The 11,762-nt window shown below is 65.3% G+C and carries 10 protein-coding genes; 2 read left to right on the plus strand and 8 right to left on the minus strand.

The genetic code is table 11. The features are described 5' to 3' along the window. Positions 1-31 precede the first annotated feature (31 nt). The 7 genes from AC3WJU_RS17685 to AC3WJU_RS17715 all read right to left on the minus strand — a co-directional run bounded on the left by AC3WJU_RS17685 (position 32) and on the right by AC3WJU_RS17715 (position 7,156). Positions 32-1,168, minus strand: coding sequence for a Gfo/Idh/MocA family protein (locus tag AC3WJU_RS17685; protein ID WP_284988669.1), 1,137 nt, complete (start codon positions 1,166-1,168; stop codon positions 32-34). Further along, positions 1,165-1,914 carry a sugar phosphate isomerase/epimerase family protein gene (locus AC3WJU_RS17690; protein ID WP_284988670.1) on the minus strand — a complete coding sequence of 250 codons (750 nt, stop codon included), beginning with the start codon at positions 1,912-1,914 and terminating at the stop codon, positions 1,165-1,167. The genes AC3WJU_RS17685 and AC3WJU_RS17690 overlap by 4 nt, the downstream gene beginning before the upstream one ends. A gap of 39 nt (positions 1,915-1,953) precedes the next feature. Continuing rightward, entirely contained in the window at positions 1,954-2,847 is an 894-nt protein-coding gene (locus AC3WJU_RS17695) for a carbohydrate ABC transporter permease (protein WP_059388540.1), read from the minus strand. Further along, entirely contained in the window at positions 2,847-3,809 is a 963-nt protein-coding gene (locus tag AC3WJU_RS17700; protein ID WP_492260477.1) for a carbohydrate ABC transporter permease, read from the minus strand. Before AC3WJU_RS17700 ends, AC3WJU_RS17695 begins: the two co-directional genes overlap by 1 nt. A 10-nt stretch (positions 3,810-3,819) precedes the next feature. Then, entirely contained in the window at positions 3,820-5,139 is a 1,320-nt protein-coding gene (locus tag AC3WJU_RS17705) for an ABC transporter substrate-binding protein (RefSeq protein ID WP_284988671.1), read from the minus strand. 134 nt (positions 5,140-5,273) lie between these two features. Beyond that, positions 5,274-6,074 (minus strand): hypothetical protein, encoded by an 801-nt coding sequence (locus tag AC3WJU_RS17710; protein ID WP_441432915.1) that lies wholly within the window; start codon positions 6,072-6,074, stop codon positions 5,274-5,276. Beyond that, a complete protein-coding gene (locus AC3WJU_RS17715) occupies positions 6,071-7,156 on the minus strand; it encodes a Gfo/Idh/MocA family protein (protein ID WP_492260478.1) in 1,086 nt (361 codons plus the stop codon). The genes AC3WJU_RS17710 and AC3WJU_RS17715 overlap by 4 nt, the downstream gene beginning before the upstream one ends. A 204-nt stretch (positions 7,157-7,360) precedes the next feature. Between AC3WJU_RS17715 and AC3WJU_RS17720 the strand changes: the two genes are divergently transcribed. After that, positions 7,361-8,581 carry an ROK family transcriptional regulator gene (locus tag AC3WJU_RS17720; RefSeq protein ID WP_284988674.1) on the plus strand — a complete coding sequence of 407 codons (1,221 nt, stop codon included), beginning with the start codon at positions 7,361-7,363 and terminating at the stop codon, positions 8,579-8,581. A gap of 139 nt (positions 8,582-8,720) precedes the next feature. Further along, a complete protein-coding gene (locus tag AC3WJU_RS17725) occupies positions 8,721-9,917 on the plus strand; it encodes an MFS transporter (protein WP_492260479.1) in 1,197 nt (398 codons plus the stop codon). A 192-nt stretch (positions 9,918-10,109) separates the two neighbouring features. On the opposite strand, the gene aceB is transcribed toward AC3WJU_RS17725, so the two are convergent. Beyond that, entirely contained in the window at positions 10,110-11,762 is a 1,653-nt protein-coding gene (gene aceB / locus AC3WJU_RS17730; RefSeq protein WP_492260480.1) for a malate synthase A, read from the minus strand.

The following is an 11,762-nucleotide window of genomic DNA, read 5'->3' on the forward strand; positions in this document are numbered from 1 at the left end:
GGGTAGGGGCGGAGCTGGTCATGAGGGATTCCTAGAGGGTGGCGGCCATCGGGTCCCAGTCCTCGGGGAGGGCCTGGGAGGTCACGGCGGAGCTGTCGACGCCTACAAAGGTGCCGGTTTCGGCGGACTCGGAAATGGAGACCAGGGTATCTACCACGTGGTAGGCCAGGGCTCCCTGGGCGCGGTGCGGGACACCGGCGCGCAGGGACCGGGCCATGTCCAGCACGCCCATCCCGCGGCCGTTGACCGGTCCCGTCGCGGGAATGATTTCCGCTTCCTCGGCCCCGGCGCGCCAGAGCTTGAGGTCGCCGTCGAAGTAGTTCGGATCCGGCAGCTCGAGGGTGCCCTCGGTGCCGGTGATCTCCACGAAGCCCATCCGCAGGCGGGGGGATTCGAAGCTGAAGACACTGTGCGAGGACGCGCCCCCTTCGAACTGCAGCATGGCCGAGACGTGGGTGGGGACCTCGACGGGGAATTCCTCGCCGGCCTTGGGTCCGGAACCGACCACGCGGACGTCCTTGGCTTTGGATCCGACGGCGGCGACCTTGCGGACCGAGCCGAACGCTTGGACCAGGGCGGTGACATAGTACGGGCCCATGTCGAAGAGCGGGCCTGCGCCGTGGGCGAAGAGGAAGGACGGGTTCGGGTGCCAGGATTCGGGGCCGGGGGTCTGGAACATGGTCAGGGCGGTCAGCGGGGTGCCGATGTCGCCGCGTTCGATGATCCTTCGGGCGGTCTGCAGTCCGGCGCCCAGGAAGGTGTCCGGTGCGCAGCCCAGGCGGATCCCCGCCGCGTCGGCCGTCTTCAACAGGGCCAAACCGGATTCGCGGTCCAGGGAGAACGGCTTCTCGGTCCAGACGTGCTTGCCGGCGTTCACGGCGGCCGTGGCCACCTCGACGTGCGCGGCCGGGATGGTCAGGTTCACGATGATCTCGACGTCGGGATGGTTGAGCGCCAGCTCCGGCGAACCGAACTCGGGGATGCCGTACTCCTTGGCCCGTGCCTCCGCGGCTTCCTCGAACAGGTCCGCGATGACGTGGACCTTCAGGTCCGGGAAGACCGTCAGGTTGTCCAGGTAGGCCTTGCTGATGTTGCCCGCGCCGATGACGGCGACGCCAACGGGTCCCCGGCGGGCGGATGGGGTGGACTGGTGCGTTGCGGCGCTCATGCGTTCACGTCCTGTGCTGCGTTGTTCTGGAGGAAGGCGAGGCTCTGGGCGATGCCTTCGAAGATGTCTCCGGCGTAGTCGTCGAACTCCACGACGCCCACTTCCAGGGACGTGGCGGCAGCAACGACGTCGAGCACCGGGATGGTGCCCTGGCCGGCAGGCTGCTGGGCCTTGGTGTCGGTGGTGCCGGGGCCGTCCTTGATGTGGATGAATTTCACGCGGTCACCGAGGCGGGCGAGCAGTTCCACCGGGTTCTGGCCACCGACGGATGCCCAGTAGGTGTCCACTTCCAGGACCAGTTCCGGGTCGAGGAGGCCTTCGAAGTACTCCAGGGCTGTCTGGCCCTCGATGATGGACTCCAGTTCCCAGGCGTGGTTGTGGTAGCCGACGCGGATGCCGTATTCGGCGCCCTTCTTGGCTGCGGCGTTGAGCTTGGCAGCGGTGGCCTGGATGTCCCCGGCGTTCTGCCAGTGCTCGGCAGGCAGGTACGGGTCGATGACCGTGGAGATGCCCAGTTCCTTGGCGGCGGCGAAGATCTCGTCCTGGTCCTGGCTCAGCAGCGGCGCGTGGCCGGACGGGGCCGTGAGGCCGTTCTCCTTCAACGCGGCGCCGAGCTCCTTCGCCGTGGCCACGAAATTGTAAGGTTCAACCTGCGTGTAACCGATCTCGGCAACCTTCTTGATGGTGCCCGGCAGGTCTTCCTGGATGGCATTGCGCAGGGTGTACAGCTGGATGGAGTAAGACATGGTTTTCCTTTGCGTTGTCAGTTGCGTGAAAAGGTTCGGTTATCGTCCGGCGAGGGATCCGCCGATGCCGCCGACGCTGAAGTACTTGTTCAGCGTGGCGAAAACGATGATGGGCGGGAGCATCATGACGACGGCGAGGGCCATGACGCCGGACCAGTCGGTCATGTTCTGCTGGAAGAAGGACTGCACGCCCACCGGCAGGGTAAAGATCTCGTTGGAGCGCAGGAACACGATCGCGACGAGATAGTCGTTCCAGGCCAGGAGGAAGGCGAAGATCGCGGTGGACAGGATGCCGGGCAGGGAGTTGCGCAGCACCACCTTCGTGAACGATCCGAACACGGAGCAGCCGTCGATCCACGAGGCCTCCTCGAGGCTGACCGGGATGGAATCGAAGTATGCCGCCATCATCCACGTGGCCACGGTCATTGTCGAGCCGACGTAGATGATGATCAGGCCGAGCAGATTGTCCACGAGTCCCATGCCTGCGAAGAGGATGAACAGCGGCACCACCGAGGTGATGATCGGCAGCGACTGCATAACGAACAGCAGCAGGGAGTAGCCGGAGACGGCTTTCGAGCGGCCGCGGGAGAGGACGTACCCGGCGGGTGCGGCCACGGCGACGGCGACGATCACCGTGGAAAGCGTGGTGACGAGGCTGTTGGTCAACCAGGTGCTGGCGAGGGTCTTGGAGAAGACACCGGTGATGTTTTCCAGCGTCAGGCCGGTAGCGGTGCTGTTCGGACCCGGGGTGAGGGCCAGGATGACGGTGACCATGATCGGGACGAGGACGATCGCAGTAATGGCAAGGATCAGGACGAACCGCCACCAGCGTCCGCGCATGCCTGCTTCGGAGAGGACGCGGCGCGATTTCTCGGGTCCCGCGACACCGAGTGCGGGTCCGGATTCGGGGTGGGCGTGGAGTACTGCGCTCATTATTCGACGCTCGACTTTCGGATCTGGCGGTACAGGAAGACCGACACGACGACGAGGGTGAGGGTCATAAGGAAGGCGATCGCGACGCCGGGACCGGTCTGGAAGTCCTGGAAGACGCTGCGGTAGGCCAGGACCACGAGGGAGGTCGTGGCGTCGACGGGGCCGCCGCCGGTGAGCAGGTAGATGGTGGGGAAGTCGTTGACGCAGAAGATCGTCATCAGGATCCAGCTGATGTACGTGGAGCGGGCGATCATCGGCAGGGTGATCTGGGTGAACTGCTGCCACTTGCTGGCGCCGTCCATGCTGGCGGCTTCGTAGACGGTGGTGTCCACGGAGGCCAGGGCGGCGGAGATCATCATCATCATGAAGGGGAAGCTGACCCAGACCTTGAAGACCATGACCATGACGGCGGCGAGGAGCGGGTCGGCCAGGAACAGCGGTGTGCCGAGTCCGAGGTTGCGGAAGATGGAGGGGATGAGGCTGTCCGGGGTGGCGACGAGCCAGTTCCAAGCGGTGGAGGACACGACGATCGGCACCACCCAGGGCAGGAGGAGCAGGACCTTGAAGGTGCCGCCCGCCGGGATCTTGGTGCGCAGGAGCAGTGCCAGGCCCAGGCCCACCAGCCAGGAGCCGAAGACGCCCACGATCGTGAACCACAGCGTGAACTGTGCGGCCTTCCAGAAGGCGGGCGAAGACAGGACGGTGGCGAAGTTGTCGACGCCGACGAAGTTGCCGGTGTCGATGAGGGAGCCGTCGTGGGTTGCCTGCACGCCGGCGTAGATCAGCGGGTAGCCGTTGATCAGGATGAGCAGGACGATCGAGGGCAACAGGAGCCAGAAGAACGTCCGCTTGGTCTGCCCCGACAGTTTGCTCTTGCGGTTTACGGACCCGCCGCCGGACCCGCCGGGAGCGAGTCCCCGACGGGCCCGGGCGAGGCCGGACTGTGTTGTGGTGGTTGACATGGCGACGGCTTTACTTCTTGATGACGGATTCGAGGCCGGTCTTGAAGGCCGTGAGTGCAGTCTTGGCGTCGGTCTTTCCGGTCAGGATGGTCTGGGTGAACTGGTTGAGTGCCTGGCCGCCGTCCAGGACAGCGAGGTTGGCGTTGAGAGAGGTGCCTTGCGCGGCGAAGGTCTTCGCGATGGGCTGGTATTCCTTGACGATCTTGACGTTGTTGGGATCGCCGGCAAACTCGGGAAGTTCAGTGATGGACTTGAAGACCGGCAGTCCGTTCATCAGCTTCTGGCGCCACAGCTCCTTGACCTGGCCCAGGTAGTAGGTCAGGAAGGCCTCGGAAGACTCCTGGGAGGGGGTGTTCTTGTACATCATGATGTTGTTCGGGAACACCAACGCTGCTTTGTCGCCGTGCGGACCGGCCATCGGGCTTGCCACCAGGAGGTCTCCGGAGGTGTCCCCCACGCGCTGCGGCAGGCCCAGCACATACATGCCGAAGGCAGCCTTCTTGCTCTTCCACTGCGCATCGAGGTTGTCCGTGGTGTAGCTGACCGCCGCGGGGTCGACGACGCCGTTGGAGACCAGCTCGAGCAGGAATTCAATGGCTTCGACGTTGCGGTCGTTCATGACGTCCAACTGGCCGTCCTTGGTGAAGACGCCACCGCCGTTGTTGATCATCATCATGATCATCAAGTGGTTGCCGATGTTGTTGCCCGCGCCGGAACCCGTAGCGAAGCCGACCGCACCGATGGACTTGAGCTTCTTGCCTGCCTCGAGCAGGCTGGGCCAGTCGGTCGGAACCGCCACGCCGGCCTGGTCGAAGAGGGACTTGCGGTACCACAGCGGGCGCATGTCCAGCTGCCACGGAACGGCGACGTAGCCCTTGTCCGTCTTGAAGGGCTCCAGCACGCCCGGCAGGAAGTCGTCGAACTGACCGTTCTTCTTGAGCGCCTCGATGACCTTGTCTGCGTAGGCGATCTGGCCCTGCTGCTCGAACTGGAAGGCCTGGAAACCGCCACCGGTGGATACCGCAGGCCCGGTCTTGGACGCGATGGCCGAGGAAAAGGTCTGATAGAAGTTGTTCCACTGGATGATCTGGTAGCTGGCCTTGCCGTTGCTGCCTGTGGGTACGTAGCTCTCTGCAATCTTCTTGGCGGCGTCATTGTAGGCCGGGGTGCCCCATGGCATGTCCCAGAACTTGATCGCGCCACCGGCGCTGGAGCTTGAGCTGGAGCCGCCTCCGCAGGCTGCGAGCAGGGGGACAGCCGCTGCTGCCGCCGTGAGGCCGAGGAAACCCCTGCGGGAGAAATTGCGGCTGGCTTCGGACTGAACATTCATGATGATTCCTTTCGGGACCGCTGCGTGGTCTTCGCGTTTGGTGCGGTCCGGCTCGTCGTCGAGAAGGCTAATGATTGCTTGGTGCTCTGTTGCGCTCGATGGTGCTGGTTGCGTGTTTAAGGAGAGGTGCAGGTTCAGGAGAGGTGCGCGATGGATTCCGTCAGCCGCGCAAAGCCAGCCAGATCGGAGGGGAGAGTACCGGCGTCGAGGTGTTCCTTGAGCCGGCGCCAGGTGGTGCGGTGGGCGGATTCGTAAAGCGTTGGCAGGAGGATTTCCCCCTGTTGCCCGGTAGCGCGGACTTCTGCCGGCCAGGCGGCAAGCGGTTCCGGGACCGCAATGCTGACACCGCCGTCGTCGGTATACAGGCGGAAGTCGACGCCGGCGGCCCGGGAGTTGCTCAGCACGCCTTGGAGCGAAACCGGAGCTCCGTTGGCGAGCCGCCCGGAAACCGCGTAGCCGTGCGCGCCGCGGCGCAAGAGGCGAAGCGCGTCCAGTTGCCCTGTGACGCGTACGACGGCGGCGAGGTGCTCGGTGAGCAGCCGTTCCGGATCCGTTCCTGCCGCGGCCGTCGCGACGGTGTCCAGCATGGCGGCGCGGCCGGCTACCGTGCGGACGGCGTCTTCGGCTCCGGCGAGACCCGGGCTGGATGCCCAGCGCTGGTCCAGGACCACCGCGACGCCGGACGCTTCAGCGGCGTCGAGCAGGGCGGCGGTGTTTTCCGGGACCGGGTTGACGACGACGATGCCCGACGCTCCGCCGTCGATCGCCTTGATGGCCTCGGTGGTCCAGCCCGCGGCGCCGTCGATGGCGGAAATCCGTGCGGCCTCCCCGGCTGCTACCGGGCCGAAGCTCGCTGGAAGAGAAGCCACCGCGAGTGCTACGGAGCCGCTCTCTTCCGCCTGCGGGGTAGCAGTGACCGTGTACTGGGTGCTCATGAGCGGGCTCCTGCATGGCTGTTTGCGTGCTCCGCCGCCGCGAGGTCCACCGTGGCGTCGGCAATGGCTATCGCGAAGGTGAGGTCATTGATGAGGCTTTCGGCCGACGGCGGTTGCTTGGTTCCGAGGGCCAGTTGGGCGAGTTCGCGCCATTCGCCCTCGTAGCCGTTGTGCTCGAACGGTCCGTAGGTGGTCCTTGTGGTTCCGCGGGTGATGGTTGCGACCGCGGAACCCGCCTGTACATAGGAAGGAGTGAAGTCCACGCGAAGGGCTGCGTCGTCCGAGATCGCTTCGAAGACCCATTCCGGCTTCCAGGTTTTGTTCATGGCTGCCCTGAGTTCGATGATCCGGTCACCTGCGCCCGGTTTTCCAGAACGAAGCGAAATCACGTAACCGAAGGGGCGCACGTGGCGCGCCTGCAGCACCTCGAGGTCTTCGAAATCCGGCGTGAAGCGGCGGACGAGCGGAAGGTCGTGGATGGCGAGGCCCATGATGCCGCCCCGCAGGAAGTTCTTGATGACCTCGATATCGCTGTAGTCAGGGTTGCCGCTGGCTGGCCGGGTAATGATTTCGGTGGCGAAATCTTCGAACCGGGCGTTGGGCGGGAGAACGATGGAAGAACGGATGGTGTGGACGTTCTCGGGGAGATCGCCCCAGTTGGCTTCGGCTGCGAGCCAGCCTGGATCGAAGGTGTGCATGGCGCCCACGATGATCGGCACGCCGGTTTCCGCGCTGACCGCCGAAATCCGGGCAGCCTCCTCGCCGCTCATGGCGAAGGGCTTTTCGCAGAGGACGGCCTTCTTTCCCGCGCGGCACGCGGCGATCACTTGGTCCGCGTGGAACTGGTGGGGGCTGCAGATGGCGACGATGTCGACGTCGGGATCGCCCAGGAGTGCGTCAATGCTGGTGCTGTGTTTGGCGCCGACGCGTGCTGCGACCGATTCGGCAACCGCGGAGTCGACGTCCATGATGTGGCGGACTTCCAGGATGTTCCGGAGCCGGGCCAGGGAAGGAAGGTGGATTGCTTGGGTGACCGGGCCGGCGCCAAGGATGCCGACGCCGAGGGGGTCTGGTGATCCCAACGGTGTTGCCTGTGAGTGGCTGGACAAGATCAGTTACCTCTTCGTAAACGGAGTCTCTGAGTTTCAGCGTGGCTTTGTGGGCTACGTGACCCTTCTCACAAACAACCTACGACGACTTTTGTCGATGAGCAAGCAAAAGTTGAAAATCATTCGACAATCTTTTTGCTGCGTGACAGCCATAAGCAATCGTGCTATCACTGATGCATGACTTCAGCACCCGAAAAAGCCCCGGGCAAGGACGGCTCCGTACAGGACGCCGGGAGCCTTTCGCGTGCAGGAGACCTGTTTCAGCTTCTTCGCGACGGCCAGGCACGGACCCGCGCCGAACTCGCCATCACCACCGGGCTGGCCCGTTCCACCGTCGCCTCGCGCATCGACGCCCTCATGAACTCCGGACTCGTGGGTCCCGCCGGCGAGGCAAGCTCCAGTGGCGGCAGGCCGCCGTCGCGCTTTGCCTTCAACCCTGCGGCCCGCGTTGTCTTGGCGGTCGACGTCGGAGCGACGCACGTAATCGTTGCGGTCACCGATCTCGGTGGAACAGTCCTGGCCGAGCGCCGCCTCGCGCAGGAAGTCGCAGACGGTCCCGAGGTGGTGCTCGGCAGGGTGGTGGCGGAAGGACGGGAGCTTCTCACCGAAGCCGGCCGCAGCCTTGACGACCTCGCCGGGATCGGCATCGGGTTGCCCGGTCCGGTGGAACACGACACCGGCAGGCCGATCAAACCGCCGATCATGCCCGGCTGGGACGGATTCGACGTGGTCCGTTACATGCAGCGCTCGCTGCCGGTTCCGGTCCTCGTGGACAACGACGTCAACATCATGGCACTGGGCGAACGCACAGCGTATTGGCCGGACCACGACAATTTGCTCTTCATCAAGATCGCCACGGGCATCGGCGCGGGCATTATCAGCAGCGGCGAGCTGCAGCGCGGCGCCAACGGCACGGCCGGGGACCTCGGCCACGTCCGGGTTCCCCGCGGCGACGACGTGCTCTGCCGCTGCGGGAACTACGGCTGCCTCGAGGCACTCGCCTCGGGACCCGCCGTCGCCCGCCAGCTGCACGCCCAAGGACTCCCGGCCAGCAACGGCGGGGACGTGCTGCGGCTCGTGGCCGAGGGAAACCTCCAGGCCATCCAGGCACTCCGGCAGGCCGGACGCGACGTCGGCGATGTCCTGGCAACCGTGGTCAATTTGCTCAACCCCTCCATGATCGTGATCGGCGGCAGCATGGGGGAGGCCGGCGAGCACCTCGTGGCCGGCATCCGCGAAGTTGTCTACCGGCGTTCCCTTCCCTTGGCCACCTCGCACCTGCGCATCGGCATCTCGATGGCGGGCGACCAGGCCGCGATCCTCGGTGCGAGCCAGATGGTTACCCAGCACGTTTTGTCTCCGGCAGTGATTGAAGCCACGCTCCAAGCAACCGGCTGACGGGCTTTTAACCCCCCGCGCGAACTGGCAGCAAATGACCCTTGCCGCGGATTTTGGGGTCATCGCCTGCCAGTTCGCGCCGTGGAGGCGTGATAGCAATGAAGGTGATGCCTACTTTCCCCGCCTTGCAGTGCGCCCCATGACCGGTCCATTCCTCGCCAAGGTCCCCCGAGGTTGGCTGATCCTTGCGTGCATAGGCCTCATCGCCCTCAACATGCGGGGACCCTTCGTCGCGGTGGCGCCGGTGGTGGATTCCCTCAAACGGGATCTTGGATTTTCCCCCGTGGAACTCGGGTTGCTGACGGGCATTCCCGTGCTTTGCTTCTCGCTCGCCGCCCCGCTGGCCTCTATGGCCGGACGCAGGCTCGGCGCCGAATTCGCTGTGATGCTCACTCTTGTGGGTGTGCTGGCCGGCGTCGTGATCCGCTCCAGCGGCGGCGGTGCTCCGGTCATGGTGGGTACGGTCCTTATCGGCCTCGCCATCACGATCGGCAACATCGCCGTGCCGCTCATCATCCGCCGGGACTTCGCACCGCGACGCCAGGCAACCGCCATGGGTGTCTACACAGCAGCGCTGAACATCGGGTCCTTCCTGACTTCGGTGGCCACGGCCCCGCTCGCGGAACTCGTGGGATGGCGTCTTGCCCTCGCCGCGAGTGCCCTGCTGGCCCTCGCGGCCATCCTGTTCTGGATTCCCACAGTCGGCGCCCGGCAAGCTTTCGTTCCCGCTGCTGTGCCCGCCGCCGGCGGCTCACGAGCGGGCGGCGCCTCCGGGGTTGGCTGGCTGACGGCGGGCCTGACGCTGGGCTTCGCCGGCCAGGCCTTCTCGTACTACGGCGTGACCGCATGGCTCCCGAGCTTCCTGGCCGACGAGCTGGGCATGGGCACAGCACAAGCCGGCGCGGGATCATCGCTCTTCCAGATTTTCGCGATAGTCGGTGGGCTCGGCGTGCCGCTGCTCGCCCGTTTCGCCAGTACGACGGCGGTGGCGGCCACCTTGGGTGCCTTATGGCTCACGGTGCCCTTGGGCTTGTTGCTGGCCCCGGGCTGGTGGTGGCTATGGTCGTCCCTCGGTGGAGTAGCGCAGGGCGGCGGCATCACGGTCATCTTCATCGCCATCATCAAGTTCGCGCGCGACCAAGCTTCGGCAGGCAAGATGTCCGCCGTCGTGCAGGGGATCGGCTACTGCTTCGCGGCCTTGGCTCCGACCGTCATCGGCTACGTGCACGGCATCTCCGGCAGCTGGACCGTGCCGCTCCTGGTGATCCTCGGATCGGTCACCGCATTCTGCATCTGCACCACCCTCTCGGTGCGCTGGGTGGCCCGGCAGCGCTAAGTGCGCGCCGCCGTCGTCCCTTAACCCCGCGCGAATTGGCAGCAGATGACCGTTCCCAAGCGGCAAAGTCATCTGCTGCCAGTTCGCACGTGTTGATGAAGGGGTTCCGTCGCTGGGCTGCCGCCCCGACCATCGGGGTCACTTGTTGCGAAGAGTGCAGGCAGCCCAGCGGCGGGGGCTTTATCTACGGGTTCAAGCGGCGACGAGTTCTTCCTTGGTGGCTTCCTCGCGGGCTTCCGTGAGGTAGCGGGCGTAGGCCGGGATGGTTAGGAAAGTGGGGAACTCCTCGGCGAGGGTGACTTCCTCGAAAATGCTGCGGGCATCGTTGAAGCGGTCGTCGTCGAAGCGTTCCAGGCGGGCGAACTCTTCGTCCAGGAGGTCGTTGATCCACTCGCGGGTGATGACTTCACCGGTGTCGGTGATGGCGTGCGAGTAGATCCACTGCCAGAGCTGTGAACGGGAGATCTCCGCCGTGGCTGCGTCCTCCATGAGGTTGTGGATGGCCACGGCGCCGTTGCCGCGCAGCCAGGACTCGATGTAGCGGATGCCCACCTCGATGTTGTTCCGGATGCCGGTCTCGGTGATGGTGCCCGTGGTGGAGGCGACATCGATCAGGGCGCGGTCGTCGGGGGTGACGTCCTCGCGTGAGCGGTCCAGTTGGTTCGGACGCTCGCCGAGTACGCCGTCGAACACTTCGCGGCACACCGGAACCAGGTCCGGGTGGGCCACCCAGGAGCCGTCGAAGCCGTCGCCGGCTTCGCGGGTCTTGTCCGCGCGGACCTTTTCGAACGCTGCCGTGTTGGCGGCCTCGTCCTTGCGGTTGGGAACGGCTGCGGCCATGCCGCCGATCGCCATGGCGCCGCGCCGGTGGCACGCCCGGACGAGCTGCTCGGTGTAGGAGCGCATGAAGGGCTGGGTCATGGAGACCTGGGCGCGGTCCGGGAGCACGAAGCGGGGCCCGCGGGTGCGGAAGTTCTTGATCACGGAGAAGATGTAGTCCCAGCGGCCGGCGTTCAGGCCCGAGGCGTGATCGCGCAGCTCGTAAAGGATCTCCTCCATTTCGAACGCGGCGGTGATGGTCTCGATCAGTACCGTGGCGCGGATGGTGCCCTGCGGGATGCCGAGCAGGTCCTGGGCCAGGATGAAGATGTCGTTCCAGAGCCGGGCCTCGAGGTGGTTCTCGATCTTGGGCAGGTAGAAGTACGGGCCCTTGCCCTGTGCGAGCAGGCGGCGGGCGTTGTGGAAGAAAAACAGGCCGAAATCGACCACGCCACCGGCAACGGGCTTCCCGTCGATGAGCATGTGCTTCTCCGGCAGATGCCAGCCGCGCGGCCGCACCACGATGGTGGGCAGTTCTTCGGCGGCACGGAGCTTGTATTCCTTGCCCTCCGGTGAGGTGAAGTCGATGCGGCGTTCCAAGGCATCGGTGAGGTTCAGCTGGCCCTGGATGACGTTGCGCCACGTGGGGGTGGAGGAGTCTTCCATGTCTGCCAGCCACACCTTGGCGCCGGAGTTGAGCGCGTTGATGGTCATCTTCCGGTCCACGGGCCCGGTGATTTCCACGCGTCGGTCTTCGAGGCCGGGTGCCGGGGGAGCGACCCGCCAGTTCGGATCATTCCGGATGTCCGCCGTCTCCGGGAGGAACCGGGGATCCTGTCCGCTCGCGATCTGGCCGCGGCGGGCGTGCCTTGCCTGCATCAGCTCCTGGCGGCGCTCCGCCGTCGCGCGGTGCAGGGCTGCCACGAATTCCAGGGCGTCCGGCGTAAGAACCTCGTTCTGCCGGTGGATGGGCTGTGCGGTCAGCGTGATGCCGTTGATCGTGTAATTGTCGGTGAAGCTGTTCAT

Source organism: Arthrobacter sp. FW306-1B-F12A (assembly GCF_058781865.1).

What these genes read in the sequence shown, in the direction of transcription:
- AC3WJU_RS17690 (WP_284988670.1), bottom strand. Translation starts at nt 1,914, where the DNA reads ATGTCTTACTCCATCCAGCTGTACACCCTGCGCAATGCCATCCAGGAA.
- AC3WJU_RS17695 (WP_059388540.1), bottom strand. Translation starts at nt 2,847, where the DNA reads ATGAGCGCAGTACTCCACGCCCACCCCGAATCCGGACCCGCACTCGGT.
- AC3WJU_RS17725 (WP_492260479.1), top strand. Translation starts at nt 8,721, where the DNA reads ATGACCGGTCCATTCCTCGCCAAGGTCCCCCGAGGTTGGCTGATCCTT.
- AC3WJU_RS17710 (WP_441432915.1), bottom strand. Translation starts at nt 6,074, where the DNA reads ATGAGCACCCAGTACACGGTCACTGCTACCCCGCAGGCGGAAGAGAGC.
- aceB (WP_492260480.1), bottom strand. Translation starts at nt 11,762, where the DNA reads ATGAACAGCTTCACCGACAATTACACGATCAACGGCATCACGCTGACC.
- AC3WJU_RS17705 (WP_284988671.1), bottom strand. Translation starts at nt 5,139, where the DNA reads ATGAATGTTCAGTCCGAAGCCAGCCGCAATTTCTCCCGCAGGGGTTTC.
- AC3WJU_RS17720 (WP_284988674.1), top strand. Translation starts at nt 7,361, where the DNA reads ATGACTTCAGCACCCGAAAAAGCCCCGGGCAAGGACGGCTCCGTACAG.
- AC3WJU_RS17685 (WP_284988669.1), bottom strand. Translation starts at nt 1,168, where the DNA reads ATGAGCGCCGCAACGCACCAGTCCACCCCATCCGCCCGCCGGGGACCC.
- AC3WJU_RS17700 (WP_492260477.1), bottom strand. Translation starts at nt 3,809, where the DNA reads ATGTCAACCACCACAACACAGTCCGGCCTCGCCCGGGCCCGTCGGGGA.